This window comes from Streptomyces sp. NPDC039424 (assembly GCF_055639495.1).
In genome coordinates, this window is the sequence record NZ_JBVKAI010000002.1 from 580,429 (window position 1) to 598,312 (window position 17,884).

12 protein-coding genes are annotated in these 17,884 nt (G+C 73.4%); 4 read left to right on the forward strand and 8 right to left on the reverse strand.

Going from position 1 to position 17,884, the window contains the following annotated elements; translation table 11 throughout:
- Positions 1-19: 19 nt before the first annotated feature.
- Positions 20-922 carry an MBL fold metallo-hydrolase gene (locus ACZ7L0_RS07490; RefSeq protein ID WP_471241476.1) on the reverse strand — a complete coding sequence of 301 codons (903 nt, stop codon included), beginning with the start codon at positions 920-922 and terminating at the stop codon, positions 20-22.
- A gap of 88 nt (positions 923-1,010) precedes the next feature.
- Here ACZ7L0_RS07490 and ACZ7L0_RS07495 point away from each other — a divergent pair, with 88 nt between their 5' ends.
- Positions 1,011-1,928, forward strand: a complete 918-nt coding sequence (locus tag ACZ7L0_RS07495; RefSeq protein WP_471241477.1) for an AraC family transcriptional regulator — start codon at positions 1,011-1,013, stop codon at positions 1,926-1,928.
- Here ACZ7L0_RS07495 and ACZ7L0_RS07500 read toward each other — a convergent pair.
- The 6 genes from ACZ7L0_RS07500 to ACZ7L0_RS07525 form a co-directional block, all read right to left on the reverse strand.
- On the reverse strand, positions 1,915-3,480 hold the full coding sequence (locus ACZ7L0_RS07500; RefSeq protein ID WP_471241478.1) for a serine/threonine-protein kinase: 1,566 nt from the start codon (positions 3,478-3,480) through the stop codon (positions 1,915-1,917). The two genes, ACZ7L0_RS07495 and ACZ7L0_RS07500, sit on opposite strands and share 14 nt — an antisense overlap.
- A 90-nt stretch (positions 3,481-3,570) precedes the next feature.
- The gene (locus tag ACZ7L0_RS07505) at positions 3,571-5,157 is read right to left on the reverse strand and encodes a serine/threonine-protein kinase (RefSeq protein WP_471241479.1); all 1,587 of its coding nucleotides are present in this window, start codon (positions 5,155-5,157) and stop codon (positions 3,571-3,573) included.
- A 92-nt stretch (positions 5,158-5,249) separates the two neighbouring features.
- A complete protein-coding gene (locus tag ACZ7L0_RS07510) occupies positions 5,250-6,950 on the reverse strand; it encodes a serine/threonine-protein kinase (protein WP_471241480.1) in 1,701 nt (566 codons plus the stop codon).
- A gap of 124 nt (positions 6,951-7,074) precedes the next feature.
- Positions 7,075-9,582, reverse strand: a complete 2,508-nt coding sequence (locus tag ACZ7L0_RS07515) for a protein kinase domain-containing protein (protein WP_471241481.1) — start codon at positions 9,580-9,582, stop codon at positions 7,075-7,077.
- Positions 9,583-9,716: 134 nt separating this feature from the next.
- The gene (locus ACZ7L0_RS07520; RefSeq protein WP_471241611.1) at positions 9,717-11,783 is read right to left on the reverse strand and encodes a serine/threonine-protein kinase; all 2,067 of its coding nucleotides are present in this window, start codon (positions 11,781-11,783) and stop codon (positions 9,717-9,719) included.
- A 208-nt stretch (positions 11,784-11,991) separates the two neighbouring features.
- Positions 11,992-13,698, reverse strand: coding sequence for a glycerol-3-phosphate dehydrogenase/oxidase (locus ACZ7L0_RS07525; protein ID WP_471241482.1), 1,707 nt, complete (start codon positions 13,696-13,698; stop codon positions 11,992-11,994).
- Between the two features lie 292 nt (positions 13,699-13,990).
- Here ACZ7L0_RS07525 and ACZ7L0_RS07530 point away from each other — a divergent pair, with 292 nt between their 5' ends.
- Entirely contained in the window at positions 13,991-15,199 is a 1,209-nt protein-coding gene (locus ACZ7L0_RS07530) for a nucleotide sugar dehydrogenase (protein ID WP_471241483.1), read from the forward strand.
- A 123-nt stretch (positions 15,200-15,322) separates the two neighbouring features.
- Complete coding sequence (locus ACZ7L0_RS07535) at positions 15,323-15,886, forward strand: hypothetical protein (RefSeq protein WP_471241484.1); 564 nt, start codon at positions 15,323-15,325, stop codon at positions 15,884-15,886.
- A 60-nt stretch (positions 15,887-15,946) separates the two neighbouring features.
- On the opposite strand, the gene ACZ7L0_RS07540 is transcribed toward ACZ7L0_RS07535, so the two are convergent.
- The gene (locus ACZ7L0_RS07540) at positions 15,947-17,071 is read right to left on the reverse strand and encodes a GuaB3 family IMP dehydrogenase-related protein (protein ID WP_471241485.1); all 1,125 of its coding nucleotides are present in this window, start codon (positions 17,069-17,071) and stop codon (positions 15,947-15,949) included.
- Between the two features lie 112 nt (positions 17,072-17,183).
- On the opposite strand from ACZ7L0_RS07540, the gene ACZ7L0_RS07545 reads away from it, so the two are divergent.
- Positions 17,184-17,840 (forward strand): hypothetical protein, encoded by a 657-nt coding sequence (locus ACZ7L0_RS07545; protein WP_471241486.1) that lies wholly within the window; start codon positions 17,184-17,186, stop codon positions 17,838-17,840.
- The last annotated feature ends 44 nt before the right edge of the window (positions 17,841-17,884 follow it).

A 17,884-nucleotide genomic window follows, 5' to 3' on the forward strand; every position in this document is an offset into this window, starting at 1 on the left:
TTGTCGACGTGGGCTTGAGTCAGGCGGCCCAACGTCCGAAAACGAAGCCTCCGGACTCCCGCCGCACCTCCACCGCGCCGCTCCCGCCGAAGTGCGCGGGAATCACCAACTCCCGCTCTTCGGCGGCGCGTTCGAGGACGCGCTGCCTGCTCTCGGCCGCCTGCCGGGGATCGAGGCAGAAGCAGCTGCTGCACTCCGGGTGGAGGATCTGCACCGGATTGTGGAGCAGGTCGCCGACGAAGACGGCGCGTTCGCCGCGCGAGGCGAGCCGCAGGACGGACGAACCGGGGGTGTGGCCGGGCGCGGGCTCCAGGGTGAGGTGCTCGTCGACGCGGCACTCCCCCTCCCAGCGGACGGCCAGCCCGGCCCGGTGCACGGGCGCGACGCTGTCCTCGTAGACGAGCCGGTCGTCGGCGCGCAGACCAGCGCCGTACCCGCCCTCCGGCCCGAAGTGCACGTCGTCGGCGGCCGGGAGGAGGTAGCGGGCGTTGGGAAAGGTCGGCACCCACTCGCCGTCCATGTCACGGGTGTTCCAGCCGACGTGGTCGGCGTGGATGTGCGTGGTGACGACGAGGTCCACGTCGTCCGTCCGCACCCCGGCCCGGGCGAGCCGCCCCGGCAGGTCGCCCTCCCGCCGGTGGTACAGCGGCATGCCCGGCCGCTCGCGCCCCTTCCCGACCCCGGTGTCCACCAGCACCGTGCGCCCGCCGCTGCGCACCACCCAGGTCTGCAGCGCGGCCACCGCCCGGTCGCTGCCGGGCTCCCAGTGGTCGGGGGCGAGTCGCTCCTCGTACTCCTTCCACAGCTCGGGTCCGACGCCCGGGACCAGGTCGGGTGCGGGCGCGAAGGGGCCCTGCCACTCGACGACCCGGAGGACCTCGACGTCACCGATCACGAAGCTCTGCACGCTGTCTTCAGCCATGGCATGGACACTAGGAGCGCGGGTGTGAGTGTTCCAATGCTCGCTGGGCTCATCCGGATACGCTCGTGTCTCACGAGGGAGGGTTCTCATGGACGTGGTGAGCGACGCGATCTCCGTCGTCCGTACCGGGCGGCCGTCCTCCAACCGGCTGCGGGTGAGCGGGCGGTGGTGCGTGCGGCTGGCCGCGTACGAGGGCGCGGGCTTCCATGTCGTCCTGGGCGGCGGCTGCTTCCTGCTGCCGGACGGGGGCGGTGAGCCGGTGGCGCTGGGCACGGGCGACGTGGTGCTGCTGCCGCACGGGGCGGGGCATGTGCTCGCGGACGGGCCGGTGTCACCCGAGGACGTGCGGCGGGCGGTGCCGTTCGAGGACGTGCGGGACACGGACGTACGGGGCCGGGGCGCCGGCGGCCGGGAGGTGGAGCTGCTGTGCGGCAAGTACCGCCTGGACCGGGCTCGGGTGCATCCGCTGATGGCGGAGCTGCCGGAGGTGGTGCACCTGCGCAACCGGGTCGGCGCCCACCCCGAACTCCGGGCGGCGCTGGACCTGTTGGCCCGCGAACTGACCGGCACCCGCCCCGGCGCCGCGCTCGCCCTGCCCAGCCTGCTGGATCTGCTGCTGGTCTACATGGTCCGGGCGTGGCTGGCCGAGGCCGAGACCGGCGCGTGGTCCAGGGTGCTGACCGACCCGGTCACCACGGCGGCCCTGCGCGCCCTGCACACCGACCCGTCCGCCCCCTGGACCAGCGCCCGCCTGGCCACCGAGGCGGGCGTCTCCCGCGCGACCCTGGCCCGCCGCTTCACCGCCCTGGTGGGCCGCCCGCCCATGGCCTACCTCACCTGGTGGCGTCTGACGCTGGCGGCGACCCGGCTCCGCCACACGGACGTGCCGTTGGCGACGGTGGCCCGGGAGACCGGGTACGGCAGCCCGTACGCCCTCTCGCACGCCTTCAGCCGGGAGTTCGGGGTGACGCCGGGGAGGTACCGGGCCGCCCTCAGAGCGTCTTGACGTCCAGGTTCGCGATCGCCGTCCTCGCCACCTCGCGGCCCCGTGCGGTGAAGTCGCCCTTGCCGGGGTAGCCGATGGCGAGCCGGTACATGTCGCCGGATCTGGTCTTGTAGTAGAAGAACTTCACTTCGCGGGGGCTGGGATCCTCGGTGTCGGTGGTGACGTACCTGACCGTGTTCTCGGCGGACTGCCTGCCGTGGTACTTCTTCGAGGCCTCGGGGCGCGTCTTCGGACCCTTGGGCATTTTCAGGTCGTAGTCGCCGGACTGCTTGAAGGTGCCGTTGTCGTCGTACATCTGGGCGTCGGCGGAGTCCTTGATGTCGTCACCGTCCTCGGACTTCTTGAAGAGGTCCAGGCTGATCCATATGCCGCCGCTCCAGTCGCTGTACGCCACCCAGTGGCCCTCGTCCTCCGACCGGTCCGGCGCCGACCTCTGGTAGTCGACGGGGACCGCGAGGGTCGCGGCGACATCCTTCTCGTAGTGGGTCTTCCAGCCGTCGGGCAGCGGGCCCGCGAAGGGGTTCGCGAGCGCCAGGTACGCCGCCACCGCGCCCGCGAGGACCGCCGCGCCCACACCGAACCAGACCTTGCGGCCGAGGCGCGAAGGTTTGCGGGGCGCTGCCTCCGCGAGCTGCACGACATGGGTGGGCACCGGGGCGGGCGGGTTCGCGGCGGCCTCCAGCAGGGCGCGGACCCGGGCCGCGTCCGGGCGGTGGGCCGGGTCCTTCCGCAGGAGGCCGGTGATGACCTCGGCCAGCGGGCCCTGAGCGGCGGCGGGCGGGGCGGGGGCCGCGTTGAGGACGGACTGGAGGGTGGCCGGGGTGTTGCTGCGGCGGAAGGGGGAGACACCCTCGGTCGCCGCGTACAGCACCACGCCCAGGGACCACAGGTCGCTCGCCGGGCCGGGGCGCTGGCCCAGCACCCGTTCCGGAGCGATGTACTCGGGCGATCCCACGAAACCGCCGGTGTCGGTCAGGCTCGTCTCGCCCTCGATCTGCGCGATGCCGAAGTCGGTGAGGACGACCCGGTCGTGGCTGCCGAGCAGCACGTTGTCCGGCTTGACGTCACGGTGCAGGATGCCCGCCGCGTGCGCGGCCTCCAGCGCCCCGAGCACCTGCAGACCGATCCGGGCCGCCTCCCGCGCGTCGAGCGTGCCCTCCTGCAGCACGCTGCCCAGGGTGCGGCCCCGCACCAGCTCCATCACGATCCACGGCCGGCCGTCGACCACCGCCACGTCGTGCACGTTCACCACCGCCGGATGGTCCAGGCGGGCCGCGGCGCGCGCCTCGCGGCGCATCCGCTCGAACGCGTTGGCACGTTCGCGTTCGGGAAGGCTGTCCGGTACGCGGGGCTCCTTGACGGCCACCTCGCGGTCCACCGTCTCGTCCTGGGCCCGCCAGACCGTACCCATGCCGCCGTGGCCGAGTCTGGCGAGCAGCCGGTACCGTCCGGCGACCAGGCGGGTCGTGTCCCGCGCGGGCGGGTTCGGCGGTCTCAGGACGAAGCTCGTCGTCTCGTCGGCCCCGTGGTGGGCTCCCCCGTTGTGGCTCATGCTCCATCCATATACGCCCGGCGGGGCCGTATCCAGCGAGAGTGCGGACCGGTCACAAACCCGTGACCCGGGTTGTCACTTATCTCCCGTTCAGCCGTGCACGAACGTGTCGACCGCCACGTCGAAGTACTCCCGCGCCTCCCGCGCCTTCCCGACCGGCGCCGACACCCACACGTCGTACAGCCGGCCGTCCTCCTCCCAGCACAGGTCGTAGGTGTGCCGGGGCCCCTCCGCCGCGTCGAAGCCCTCCCAGGTGAACTCCCAGAGCGCGGCGGGGTGTCCGTCGCGCGTGGTCGAGGTGACCCGGCCGTCCCGGTAACCGGGGTTCGTGCTCGGGCCCTTGGCCGCCGCCCGGCGCATCACCGCGAGCGGGCCGCCCGTTTCGGGGTCGGCGGACCTGATGCCGATGCGGAAGGTCTCCCACGGCGACATGTAGAAGACACGCGCGCCCTGCGGGTCGCGGGTGAAGCCCTTCGGTACCGCGAGGGAGAAACCGGCCGGGTCCCGGGTGAGCCGGTAACCGGAGGGTGCGATACGGGAGTTCGCCGCGGCGGGACTGGTGGCGGCGCTCCGGGTCACGGTGACCGTGGGAACCGGCGAGGCGGACGTACTCGCGGTGGTGCCCGGCGCCGGGCCGGTCGGCGCACCGCCCCCGTCCCCGCCGCCGTGCATCAGCAGCGCCGCCGCCGACACGCCCGCCCCGGCCATCGCGGCGACGAGCAGCGCCGCCACCAGCACGCCCCGCGTGGAGCGGCCGGCCGGAGCCGGCTCGGACGGTAGTGGCGGCGTGTGCCGGGGGACGTCCCGCTGGGTCGGCGTGTACGGCACCGGCGGCTGCGGCGTACGCCCCGTCTCCCGGAACACCCGCAGCATCCGCTCCGCCTCCGCCGCGTCCAGCCGCCGGTCCGGGTCGCGCTCCAGCAGGCCCCGTACGACGGGCATCAGGGGCTCGGCCTGGGCGGGCGGGCGGATCTCGGCGGAGACGACGGCGTGCAGGACACCGCCGAGCGAGTCGCGGCGGAACGGCGACTCGCCGCTGAGCACGGCGCACAGCAGCGCGCCCAGCGACCACAGATCGGACTCGGGCCCGGTCCGCACCCCGGACATCCGCTCGGGCGCGGTGTATTCGGGCGAGCCCACGAAGGAGCCGGTCTCGGTGAGCGTGGTGGCCCCGGCGACCTGCGCGATGCCGAAGTCGGTGAGGACGACGCGGTCGGTGCCGGACTCCACGAGCACGTTCGCGGGCTTGATGTCCCGGTGCAGGACGCCGGCCTCGTGCGCGGTGCGCAGCGCGCTCAGCAGGTCGATGCCGATACGGGCGGCCTCGGCGGGGTCGACCGGGCCGCGCGCCGCGATCCGCTCGGCGAGCGAGCCGCCGTCGATCAGCTCCATGACGATGAAGGGCCGTTCGCCGTCCTCCACCACGTCGTGCACGACGATGATGTGCGGATGGCTCAACTGGGCGACCGCGCGGGCCTCGCGCAGGGCGCGGTCGCGCTGCATGCGCCCCTCGTCGCCCGAGAGGTAGGCTTCCAGGGCGAGTTCCTTGACCGCCACCCGGCGGCCCAGCAACTGGTCGCTCGCCCGCCACACGACGCCCATACCGCCGCGCCCGAGCCGCGCCTCCAGGCGGTAACGGCCCGCGATCACACGGAAGTCGTCCCCCTCGGTCCCCATGGGCCCATCATGCCCCACCCGGACGCGAGGGCTCCGGGCCGTGCACCCGGCTGGCCGACAACCGATCCCCCGGGACGGTCAGCCGGCGGCGTTCAGGCCGCGGGCGGCTGCCAGCTCTGCAGCACCCACTTGAACTGCTTGCTGGTCTGCGCCCAGTCCTTCTCCGGCGTCGACATGTAGATCGCGTACTCGGTGCCCTCCCGGGAGAAGTACGTCTCCTCGATCGCGTGGCGCGGCCCGGCCACGTACGGCGGGTCCTTCGCCAGCGCGTTCCAGGTGTACTCCCACACGGAGCCCGCGCGGTCCCGGTAGGTGTTCTCCTTCATGGTCACCTGGTGGTAGCCGACCAGCCCCTGGAGCTGCTGTTCGAGGTCGACCTGGTGCTGGTAGGCGTTGGCGAAGTCCGAGGAGGTGTCGATGGCGATGCGGACGAAGTGCTTGCCGTGGTCGGGCGTGTAGTCGATCTGCTTGAGGTCGCCGTCGATGCCGAAGACCGTCCGCTTCCACTTCTTGGACGGCACGGAGATGCTGAAGCCCAGCGGGTCGTGGACGGTGACCCAGCTGTCGGGTATGGCGCCTTCCGGGCCCGGACTGGCGGTCGCCCGGTCCGCGGGGGCGGGTGCGGCTCCGGAGGCGCTGTCGTCCTGCCGCTGCCCGGAGTCCCACTTCTGCCAGGCCACCGCGCCACCGCCGCCGACGACGGCGGCGAAGGCGACCACGAGGGCGAGGGTACGCAGCCGGCGGCGCCGGGACCGGACGGGCGCCGGCGCCGCGGCGGCCGGGGGTGCCACGGCCGTCGGCGCGGTGACGGGACCGGGGCCGTGCGGCTGACCGTGCGGGGGTGTGGAGGTCTGCGACGGGTACTGCGTTCCGGTCCCGGCCGCGAACTGGGGCCCGGTTCCGGTGGAGTGCCCCGTCCCCGTCCGCGTGAACGAACCGCTGTGCTGGGTGGGGATGAACGCCTGCGCCGCACTCGGCCGCCGTCCCTCCGCCGCCTCGGCGAGCATCTGCTCCGCCTCGTCCGCGCCGGGCCGCTGCGCCGGATCCTTGCGCAGCAGCGCGGTGATGACGGGCCCGAGCGGACCGGCGTACCGCGCTTCGGTGGCCTCCTCCTCCACGACCGCCTGCATGGTGGTCAGCGGCGAGGTCCGGCGGAACGGCGAGCGGCCCTCGACCGCCGTGTACAGCGTGGCACCGAGCGCCCACAGGTCGGAGGACGGCCCCGGGTCGTGGCCGCGCACCCGCTCGGGGGCGAGATAGTCGACCGAGCCGACGACCTCTCCGGTACGGGTGATGGTGGTGTCGCCCTCGATCTGCGCGATGCCGAAGTCGGTGAGCAGCACCCGGCCGTCCTGGCCGATCAGCACGTTGCCCGGCTTGACGTCGCGGTGCAGCACACCGGCGGTGTGCGCGGCGCGCAGCGCCCGCAGCACCCACAGGCCGATGCGGGCCGCCTCCCGCGGCTCCAGGCGCCCGCGTTCCTTGACCGCGTCGGCCAGCGAGGCGCCCTCGACCAGCTCCATCACGATCCACGGACGGCCGTCGTGCTCCAGCACGTCGTGCACGGTGACGACGGCCGAGTGGTTGATGCGCGCGGCGGCGCGGGCCTCGGCCCGGGTACGGGCGAGCAGGACGGTCCGGTCGCTCTCGGACACGTAGAGCGCGGCGGTCAACTCCTTGACGGCGACCGTCCGGTGCAGCACCTCGTCGTGGGCGCGCCACACCCGCCCCATGCCGCCGCTGCCGATGGAGTCGGCGAGCCGGTAGCGGCCCGCGATGAGCAGGCCCTGCATCTGATTCACGTTGCCCCGCAATGCTCTTGACAGGGTCAGACTAAGGACCGGCCTGCCGCCAGGGAACAAGCGGGGTGTCCTGAAACCGCACTGTGACGGTTCTCGCCTCTCGGGGCCCGTGGGCTCAGGTCGCGTACTTGTAGGTGGCCGACGCCTGCTCGTACAGCCGGGTCACCTCGTCGCGCTGCGCCTCCGGCCCCCGGACCTGCACGATGTGGTAGCGGCCGTCGACGAGGATCGCGATATTGCGGACGAACAGGTCGCGCCCCTGGCCGTCGGTCCAGGTGAACTGTCCCTCGGCCATGGTCCGTCCGCCCACCTCGATGGTCCTCAGGCCGGTCGCGGTGGCCCAGCTGGAGTCGCGGTAGGGCTGGAGTTCGCCCTCCTTGTCCCGCTGGTACGTCATCGGGTCGCCGCCGTACTTCGACGCGCTGTCCCGCCCCGGTACGACGATGAGCTCGAAGTCGCCGTGCGTGTACACCACCTGGCCGCGCCCGTTCTTCGGTGTGCGGCTCCAGCCCTTGGCCACCGCGACCTGGAAGCCCTCGGGGTCCTTGCGCAGGGTGAAGCCGTCGGCGACGTCCGGGCCGGTGGTGCTCTGGGTCTCGGTGGAGGGCTCCGACTGGGAGGAACCGGTGTCCGTGCCGGGGGAGGAAGGGCCCCCGGACGAGGGCGCGCCGCTGGGCTCCCCCGTCCGGGTGGGCGCCTGGCTCGCCTGCCCGGCGGCTCCCGTGCGGTCGCCGCTCGCCGCGCCGCCGCTGTCCGTGTCCTTCGGCATGAACAGCATGGCGTACGCGACCGCGCCGGCCAGCAGAAGCAGTATCAGCAGGAGCAGGGTGCGGCCGAGGCTGCGGGGCGAACGCGCCTCCTGCTTGGCCCGCTTGTGCCGGCCGTGCGCGCTGGTCGCGGGCAGCCCGGCGCGCCGCCTGCGCACCAGCTCGCCGCGTCGCCGGACGATCGGCAGCCGCTTGGGGTCGGGGGGCGGGGCGGCGACGACGTGGGTGCCGGCCTCCGGTTCGGGCGCCGAGCGGACCAGCGAGCGCAGCCAGCCGCCCAGTTCCTCGAAGTCGAGCCGCTCGGTGGGGTCCTGCCGCAGCAGCGACTCCACCACCGGCCTGAGCGGCCCGCACTCCTCCGCGAAGGCGGGCGGCTCCGCGCACACCAGTTGCACCAGCTCGGCCGTCGACTCCTCCGGGTACGGCGCGTGCCCCTGTACGGCCCTGAACAGCAGCGCGCCGAGCGCCCACAGGTCGGTGGCCGGTCCGATGGGCGCCGCGAGCTGCCAGTTCTCGTGCACGGGCCCGGCCTGCTCCGGCGCCCATCGCTCGGTCACCGGCCCCACCACGGTCATCCGCACCTGCCGCGCCCGCTCGGCGGCGAGCGCGGTGCCGGGGGCGCGGGGGGCGGGGGTGCCGGGGGCGGGGCAGGGCGTGCCCGGGGTGGCTTCGAGGGGTGCGGTCCCGCTCGGGGGGAGGGCCATGCGTGGCCGGCCGTCGGGGACGGCCGGGGGCGTGCCGTCGGTGGCGCCGCGCGGGACGGCGCCGTGCCAGGGGGCGGCGTTCACTCCGTAGGGGTCGGCTATCCGGCCGGGGGGCGTGGTGCCGGTCCGGTGGTCGGTGCCCTGGCCGGTGTCGCCTTCGGCGGGTGTGCGGGCGCCGGGCAGGGCGGCCCGCCCGTTCTGCTGGGCCTCGTGCACCCGGGCCGCCGCCCGCGCGCCCGCGCGATACGCGGCGATCGCCCCGGCGCGCGCGGCCCGCACGTCCCCGCCGCTCTCCAACGCCCGCCCGGCCTGCGCACCCGGAGGCGGGGCGCCGCCCGTTCCCTCCGCGCCGGCCTCGGGCAGCCCTCCGGCCGCCCGCGCCTGGATCGCGGCCCGCCGGGCGGCCTCGGGGTCCGCCTCACCGGGAACCGCACCGCCGGAGCCCGTGCCGGGACCGACCGGATCACCGGGGCCGGGTCCACCCGGGCCGCCGAAGCCTTCGCCGCCGCTCCCGCCCGCCGGGAACCCCTCCTGGGCCGGTACCGGGTCGTACCCGCACAGGGCCTCCTCCGCCGCGCCGACCGCGAGGCCGGTGAGCATCACCCGCCCGTCGTCGCAGACGAGGACCGTGCGGGCGGTGATGTTGCGGTGGACCCAGCCGTGGGCGTGCAGCACCCGCAGCGCCATCAGCACGTCGGAGGCGACCTCCGCGGCCCGGTACGGCGTCAGCGGCCTCTCGGCCAGCAGCGCGGCCAGCGAACGCGCCGCCACCAACTCGCTCACTATCCACAGCGAACCGCCCTCGGCGAACACGTCGAAGACCTGGTCCAGCCGCGGATGGTCGGGGATGCGGGCCGCGGCCTGCGCGGCCTCGACGGCCCGCCGCACGGCCGGGTCGGCGGGCTGCCGGGTGGCGGTCCGGGCCGCCGGGGGCCGCCGTGTCTCGCGCCGGCGTGCCGTGAAGCCGTCGGGCAGCCCGTCCGCGTCGAGCACCTCGGCCTCGACGACCTCCGGCAACGGCACCTGCCGGACGAGGACTTCCTGCCCGCTGTAGGTGTCGAAGGCCCGGGACTCGGTGAGTTCGTACTCGTCCGAGGGCGGCAGCGGGAGGCGGTAGCGGTCGGCGAGTACCCGACCCGCATAGTCGTCCACGTTGCCTCCCCCGGCCTTCCGGTTGGTCAAATCCGCTCGTGTCACGGCCCGTTGTGCATCCGGACCTGGATGCGTACGGTCCGCAACCACTCACGATACGTGCCGGAGGCAACCTGCATTGAGGGGATGACAGATTACTTCTTCGGCCGGAAGGACCGCGTCAGCGTCTTCCAGGTGTCCTTGCGCAGCTCGCCGCCCCACTTGGCCGCCTTCGCGGTGTACATCAGCGCGTACCCCTGATGACTGTTGACGACGAACCCGCGGTCGATGGTCCGGTACTTCGTCCCGCCCTCGGCGTAGGTGAATTCCCAGTCGGCGGTGTTCCAGCCGCGGTAGTCGACCTGCTCTATGCGGATCCGCTTGTACTGCGAACGCACCATGTAGCGTTCCTGGTTCTTCCAGTCCGCCACCGGGTCGCCCTTGGGCGTGCTCGTCCAGGCGACCAGCAGCTTCTGCCCGTCGGGCCCGGTGAACCGGTCCCCCGCGGCACTGGCGGACTGGAACTTCCAGCCCTTGGGCAGCCCGATCGAGTACCCCTGACCGCCCTTGTGCGTCGACACCACCGGCGCGCTGCCGGAACCCGCCGACCCGCTGTCCACACTGTCCGCGCTGTCCCCGCTGCCCGACGCGCTCGCGCTCGCCGTCGTCCCCGACGCCGTGCCCGTGCCCGACCCCGCCGTGCCGGACGCGGAGTCGCCGCCGTCCGTACGGGTGCCGCCGTCCTCGTCCTTCTTGGTGCGGGGGCTCGGACTCGCACTGGCCACGGTCTTGCCGCCGCTGCCGTTCTTCGCGCCCTCGTCGTCGCCGTCGCCACCGCCGAGGGTCAGGGCCAGCACCGTGCCGAGCACGGCGAGCGCCACGACGACCGCGATGATCACCAGGGTCCGCTTGGGCACCACGTCGGTGAGCGGCGCCCTGGGCACGGGCCTGGGCGGCAGATCCAGGTCCGGCGGCGGCACCACGGGCCACCCCGAACTCGACTTCTTGGCGGGCTCGCCCGACCGCTGCCCGGGGGCCGACGCGGACGCCGACGACGCCCCGCCCGCGGAGGACGCCCCGGCGGTCGCGCCGCCACCGGCGCTCTTCCCGGCGGCGCCGCTGCTCCCGCTGTTCCCGTTGCCGTCCTTCGTCCGGGACTCGGTCCCCGAAGTGGCCGTTCCCGCCGCCACGGCCTTGCGCACGGAACGCAGCGCCCCGCGCAGCTTGTCCGCGGCCTCCTCGCCCCGCTTGGCGCCGCCGCCCGCCGAACCGCCGTCGCCCGCACCGGCCTTGCCGTCGGCCGCGCCGGGCTGCACCGGCAGCGGGACGACCCTGGTGGCGTCCATCGCCTCGCGCTCGGGCGCGTGGACGACCGCGTTGAGCATGGCCCGCGCGCCGGCGTCGTCGAGCCGCTTGGCGGCGTCCTTGGTGAGCAGCCCGTAGATGACGTCCCGGAGCGGGCCGGCGTTCTTCGGCTCCTCCAGCGGTTCGGTCATCACCGCGGTGAGCGTGGCGATGGCCGACCCCTTGTCGTACGGCGGGGCGCCCTCGACCGCCGCGTACAGCAGGCCGCCGAGCGACCACAGGTCGGCCGCGGGGCCCGGTTTGTGGCCGCGGGCGCGCTCCGGCGAGATGTAGGAGGGCGCGCCGACCAGCATGCCGGTGGAGGTGATGGACGGGTCGCCCTCGACCTGTGCGATGCCGAAGTCGGTGAGCACGACCCGGCCGTCCTCGGAGATGAGCACGTTGGACGGCTTCACGTCCCGGTGCAGGATGCCCTCGCGGTGCGCCGAACGCAGCACGTCGAGGATGGCCAGTCCGACCTCGGCCGCGCGCCGGGGCGTCAGCAGGCCGTCCTCACGGATGGCCTCGGCGAGGGACTTGCCCTCGACCAGCTCCATCACGATCCACGGCCGGTCGTCCTCCTCGACCACGTCGAAGACCGTCACCGCGCTGTTGTTGCGGATCCGCGCGATCGCCTTGGCCTCGCGCAGGGTGCGCGTGATCAGGCGCCGCTTCTCCTCTTCGTCGATGTTCGTCGGGAACCGCAGCTCCTTGACGGCGACCGTGCGGCCGAGGGTCTCGTCCTCGGCACGCCACACCGTGCCCATGCCGCCTCGGCCGAGCACGTCCCCCAGCCGGTACCGACCGGCGAGAAGACGCTCGCTCTTGTCCTGACGAGTCTCCTGACGAGATGTCCCCGCCCGCTCCGCCTCCGACATGCGTCCCCTCATGCAACCCGCCCTGACAGAGCCTCCATTGTCCCTCACCCGACAAGTGCTCAGCGCCCAGGGTGGCCGTCACCCCGCACCGGGCCCCGCGGAGCCGGGGGCCGGGTGAGGTGCGTGTTCCGCATTTCGGGATGATGCGCCCCGACAAGCGCCCGGCCGGGGCGCGGCCTGGCGATCCGTCAGGTCACCGGTCGTCGGCCTACAACGGCACGATGTCGGGCGCTCCCAGCCGCGCCGCGTCCGCCGTCAGGTCGTCAGGCTGCCGCTGCGACTCCCGTTCGGCCTCGACCCGCTTCTCGTAGTGCTCGACCTCGCGCTCGATCTGGTCCTTGTCCCAGCCGAGCACCGGCGCCATCAGCTCGGCGGCCTCACGGGCGCTGCGGGCGCCCCGGTCGAAGGTCTCGATGGAGATGCGGGTGCGGCGGGTGAGCACGTCGTCCAGGTGCCGGGCACCCTCGTGCGAGGCGGCGTACACGACCTCGGCGCGCAGATAGTCGTCGGCGGCCTGCAGCGGCGCGCCGAGCGAGGGGTCGGCGGTGATGAGGTCCAGGACCTCCTCGGCGTTCGACCCGAACCGGTTCAGCAGGTGCTCCACCCGGACCACGTGCAACCCGGTGCGCGCGGCTATCCGGGCGCGGGCGTTCCACATCGCCCGGTAGCCCTCCGCGCCCAGCAGCGGGACGTCCTCGGTGACGCACTCGGCGACCCGCATGTCGAGCCCGTGCACCGCCTCGTCGACGGCGTCCTTCGCCATCACCCGGTACGTCGTGTACTTGCCGCCCGCGACGACCACCAGCCCCGGCACCGGATGCGCCACGGTGTGCTCGCGCGACAGCTTGCTGGTGGCGTCGGACTCACCGGCCAGCAGCGGACGCAGTCCCGCGTACACGCCCTGGACGTCGTCGCGGCTCAGGGGCACCGCGAGGACGGAGTTGACGTGTTCCAGCAGGTAGTCGATGTCGGCACTGGAGGCGGCCGGGTGGGCCTTGTCGAGGTCCCAGCCGGTGTCGGTGGTGCCGACGATCCAGTGCCGGCCCCACGGGATGACGAAGAGGACGGACTTCTCGGTGCGCAGGATCAGGCCGGTCGTGGAGTGGATGCGGTCCTTGGGCACGACCAGGTGGATGCCCTTGGAGGCGCGGACGTGGAACTGTCCCCGCTCCCCCACCATCCCCTGGGTGTCGTCGGTCCACACACCGGTGGCGTTGACCACCTGCTTGGCCCGGATCTCGTACTCGCCGCCGCCCTCCACGTCCTGCACCCGGGCGCCCACGACCCGTTCGCCCTCGCGCAGGAACCCGGTCACGCGGGCGCGGTTGGCGGCGTGCGCGCCGTACGACACCGCCGTGCGGACGAGGGTCGCCACGAAGCGGGCGTCGTCCATCTGCGCGTCGTAGTACTGCAGGGCGCCGACCAGCGCGTCCCTGCGCAGGGCGGGGGCCACGCGCAGGGCGTGACGGCGGCTCAGGTGACGGTGCAGGGGCAGGCCCCGGCCATGGCCGCGGGCCATCGACATGGCGTCGTAGAGGGCGACGCCCGACCCCGCGTACAGGCGCTCCCAGCCCTTGTGCTGGAGCGGGTACAGGAACGGCACCGGCTTGACCAGGTGCGGGGCGAGCCGCTCCAGCAGCAGGCCGCGTTCCTTCAGTGCCTCGCGGACGAGGGCGAAGTCGAGCATCTCCAGATAGCGCAGGCCACCGTGTATGAGCTTGCTGGACCTGCTGGAGGTGCCCGACGCCCAGTCGCGGGCCTCGACCAGTCCCGTGGACAGGCCGCGGGTCACGGCGTCCAGCGCGGTACCCGCGCCGACCACTCCACCGCCGACGACCAGCACGTCCAGCTCACGCTCGGCCATGGCCGCCAGTGACTCGGCGCGCTGCGCCGGCCCCAGTGTCGCTGTCCTCACCGCTGCCTCCCGCTCTCCCACTTATCGGTCGCGTAGGCCGCACCCGGTGGGCGAAGCCCGGTTCCTCTCCCCCATGCCCAAAATTCTGACCGGCTTGCCCCGCTTCGGCCACCACTCGCTCCCAGCCTGTGGACAACGGGCACGTGACCAGCGGAAGACGCGCAAGACACAAGAACACAATCCCGCATCAAGGTCATATTTACTCCTAGTCTGACATTGCGCGCGTCCATCCCGTCCACCGGGCTTGCGCACCTGTCCCGCTTCGGCTATTGGGAAGGACGGCTCACGCCCCATGCCCGCAGACCTCGCCGTCATCGGACTCGGCCCCTACGGCCTGCCCCTGGCCCAGGCCGCCGTCGCGGCCGGCATCGCCACGCTCGGCTACACCACGGGCCCCGAGTCCCGCTCCCTCAGCCCCGCCGAACTGCGCCGGATGCTCTCGGGGGGCTTCCGGCCCACCGACGATCCGGCCGAGCTGGGCCGGGTGCGCACCGCCGTGATCTGCGCGCCGACCCCGCGCGGCGCGGACGGCGGCCCCGACCTCGGCCAGGTCGAGACGGCCGCCCGCACCCTGGCCGAGCGGCTGCGCCCGCACACCACGGTGATCCTGGAGTCTCCCGTGCACCCCGGCACGACCGAGGAGTTCCTCCGCCCGCTGCTGGAGGAGGTCTCGGGGCTGCGCGCGGGCCGCGACTTCCACCTCGCCTACTCGCCCAGCCGCGTCGACCCCGGCAACCGCGACTTCACCCCGGCCAACACCCCCAAGGTCATCGGCGGCCTCACCCCGGCCTGCACCGAGTCCGCCGCCGCCTTCTACGGGCGGCTCACCGACAAAGTGGTACGCGCCCGTGGACCGCGCGAAGCGGAGACCGTGCAGCTGCTGGAGACCAACTACCGGCACGTGAACATCGCGCTCGTCAACGAGATGGCCGAGCTCTGCCACGACCTGGGCGTCGACCTGTGGGACGTCATCCGCTGCGCGGAGACCAAGCCGTTCGGCTTCCAGGCCTTCCGGCCGGGCCCCGGGGTCGGCGGCCACGGCCTCGCACAGGACCTGACCGGCCACACCGGCCGCAACCTGCGCATGGTGGAACTGGCCCAGCAGGTCAACGGCCGGATGCCCCGGTACGTCGTCCAGCGCGCCGCCGCCCTGCTGAACGAGCACGGCAAGTCGGCCCGCGGTGCGCGCGTGCTGCTGCTGGGCGTCACCTACAAGGCGGACCTCTGCGATCAGCAGGGCACGCCCGCCCAGGAGATCGCCGTACGGCTGATGGAGCTGGGCGCCTCCGTCAGCTACCACGACCCGCTCGTGGCCTCCTGGAGCGTCCTGGACCGCCCGGTCCCGCGCGCGGACTCGCTCTACGAGGCCGCCGCCGACGCCGACCTCACGATTCTGCTCCAGCAGCACCGGACGTACGACCTCCAGGGTCTGTCGGTGAAGGCCCAGCTGCTGCTGGACACCCGCGGGGCGACCCCGACGGGGGCCGCGCACCGGCTCTGAGACGGAAAACGCCCCCGGCGTTGTCGGCGGCGCCTGCTAATCTCCCCCGGTCTCGTCGCGCACACGTGCGCGCACCGCTCAGCCGCGCCATCAGCCGTACCGTCCCGTGGGGGGATTCCTGTCATGAGCCAGTCAGTTCCACCGTCGCCGTCCGAGCAGCAGCCCCAGCCGTCCGACGCCAACCCGTACGCCCAGCAGCAGCCGGCCGCAGCGCCGTACGCCCCGCAGCCGGGCGCCGTCCCGCCGGGTGCCGTGCCCCCGCCGCCGATGCCGCCCGCGCCCCGGAAGGACAACGTCGGCCTCGGCCTGGTGGCCGCCGTCGGCGCCGCCGTGGTCGCCGCCGCCCTCTACGGCGTCGTCATCGGCCTCACCAAGCACGAGATCGGCTGGGCGGCGGTCGGTGTCGGCTTCGTCATCGGCCTCGCGGCGGGCAAGGCCGGCGGCCGCAACCCCGTCCTCGCGGTCGTCAGTGCCGCGCTCGCGCTGGGCGCGGTCTACATGGGCCAGCTGGTGGGCGAGGCCATGATCGGCGCGGACGCCGTCGGGGCGAGCTTCTCCGAGGTGTTCTTCGACAACTTCAGCCTCGTGCAGAAGGCCTGGAAGGAAGACGCGGACCCGCTGACCTTCGTCTTCTTCGCGATCGCCGCGTTCGCCGCGTTCTCGGGCGCCAAGAAGGCCGCTGAGTGACAGCCGCACATGCGAAGGGCCCGTCCACCCCGGGTGGACGGGCCCTTCGCGTCGTATGGACTAGCGCTTGTGCTGGCTGTCCGCCACGGTCACCTCGACCCGCTGGAACTCCTTGAGCTCGCTGTAGCCGGTCGTGGCCATGGCGCGGCGCAGGGCGCCGAAGAAGTTCATCGAGCCGTCGGGGAAGTGGGACGGGCCGGTGAGGATCTCCTCGATGGTGCCGACCGTGCCGAGGTCGACCTTCTTGCCGCGCGGCAGCTCCTCGTTGACGGCCTCCATGCCCCAGTGGTGGCCCTTGCCGGGCGCGTCCGTGGCGCGGGCCAGCGGAGACCCCATCATCACCGAGTCGGCGCCGCAGGCGATCGCCTTGGGCAGGTCGCCGGACCAGCCGACGCCGCCGTCCGCGATCACATGCACGTACCGGCCGCCGGACTCGTCCATGTAGTCGCGGCGGGCGGCGGCCACGTCGGCCACGGCGGTGGCCATCGGGACCTGGATGCCCAGCACGTTGCGCGTGGTGTGCGCGGCACCGCCGCCGAAGCCGACCAGGACGCCGGCCGCGCCGGTGCGCATCAGGTGCAGGGCGGCGGTGTAGGTGGCGCAGCCGCCGACGATCACCGGGACGTCGAGCTCGTAGATGAACTGCTTCAGGTTCAGCGGCTCGTGCGAGGACGAGACGTGCTCCGCCGACACCGTCGTGCCCCGGATGACGAAGATGTCCACACCCGCGTCCACGACCGCCTTGGAGAACTGGGCGGTGCGCTGCGGGGAGAGCGCGGCGGCGGTGACCACACCGGAGTCGCGCACCTCCTTGATGCGCGCGCCGATCAGCTCTTCCTTGATGGGAGCGGCGTAGATCTCCTGGAGGCGGCGGGTCGCGGCCTCGTCGGGCAGCTCGGCGATCTCGTCGAGCAGCGGCTGCGGGTCCTCGTACCGCGTCCACAGGCCCTCGAGGTTCAGCACGCCCAGGCCGCCCAGCTCACCGATGCGGATCGCGGTGGCCGGGGAGACGACGGAGTCCATGGGGGCCGCCAGGAAGGGCAGCTCGAAGCGGTAGGCGTCGATCTGCCAGGCGATCGAGACCTCCTTCGGGTCCCGCGTACGGCGGCTGGGGACGACGGCGATGTCGTCGAAGGCGTACGCCCGGCGGCCGCGCTTGCCGCGCCCGATCTCGATCTCAGTCACGTCTGTGGCCTTTCCACGAATGCGTTGCAGCGCCTTCCAGTATCGCCGACGTGCACGACAGGGGCGGCCCCGGCATAGACTCCCGCAGCGATCCGACGGGGAGAGGGAGAGCGTGGCACAGGGGCGAGTGACGTACGAGGTGAAGCGCGGGGTGTCGCCGCAGGCCGTCGTCGGCGGAGGCGGGCCCGGTCAGGGCCTCTCCGTCCGGCTGTGCCGGGCGGCCGGCGCCGTGCCGGGAGACCGGTACGGCTCGGGGCGCGACTTCCATCTCGTCGCCGAGGACGGTACGGCGTTCGCGCGCGTGGTCACGGAGCAGCCCCTGGGTTCCCGTTGGAGTGGGACCCCCGCCGTCTTCCGGGTCGAGGACCCGTACGGCGCGCCGCTCGGGCGGATCACCGCGGGGCGCCGTCGCGCGTTCCGGATCGGCCGGTCGTGGTGGACGGTGGAACCGGTGCGCGGCCCCGCTCTGCGGGGGTATCGCGGACGGCTGGTGTGGTGGGCGCTGTGGTGGCCGGTGGGCCTGCCGGTCAGCCTGGTGTGGCTGATCACCTCGATACTCGGTGAGGGCGACGGCGGCTTCGGTCCCCCTCGCCGCGTCATCTGGCGCGACGCCTCGGGCGTCGCCCACGTCGTCTTCCGCGGGCTGGCCGAGGACTACCGGGTGCGCACTCCGGGCCTCGATCCCCGGCTGGTCACCGCGCTCATAGGGCTGCACGACTCGTTCGACCCCTCCCGTGAGAAGCAGGGGCTCGGCTGGTACGAGGCGTAGGGCGGACGAAGAGCCCGGGCACGGCCCGGGCTCTCCTCGCTTTC

Excerpts from the sequence above, each read along its gene's own strand:
- ACZ7L0_RS07500 (WP_471241478.1), bottom strand. The coding sequence starts at position 3,480 with ATGAGCCACAACGGGGGAGCCCACCACGGGGCCGACGAGACGACGAGC.
- ACZ7L0_RS07530 (WP_471241483.1), top strand. The coding sequence starts at position 13,991 with ATGCCCGCAGACCTCGCCGTCATCGGACTCGGCCCCTACGGCCTGCCC.
- ACZ7L0_RS07520 (WP_471241611.1), bottom strand. The coding sequence starts at position 11,783 with ATGTCGGAGGCGGAGCGGGCGGGGACATCTCGTCAGGAGACTCGTCAG.
- ACZ7L0_RS07535 (WP_471241484.1), top strand. The coding sequence starts at position 15,323 with ATGAGCCAGTCAGTTCCACCGTCGCCGTCCGAGCAGCAGCCCCAGCCG.
- ACZ7L0_RS07505 (WP_471241479.1), bottom strand. The coding sequence starts at position 5,157 with ATGGGGACCGAGGGGGACGACTTCCGTGTGATCGCGGGCCGTTACCGC.
- ACZ7L0_RS07495 (WP_471241477.1), top strand. The coding sequence starts at position 1,011 with ATGGACGTGGTGAGCGACGCGATCTCCGTCGTCCGTACCGGGCGGCCG.
- ACZ7L0_RS07510 (WP_471241480.1), bottom strand. The coding sequence starts at position 6,950 with ATGCAGGGCCTGCTCATCGCGGGCCGCTACCGGCTCGCCGACTCCATC.
- ACZ7L0_RS07490 (WP_471241476.1), bottom strand. The coding sequence starts at position 922 with ATGGCTGAAGACAGCGTGCAGAGCTTCGTGATCGGTGACGTCGAGGTC.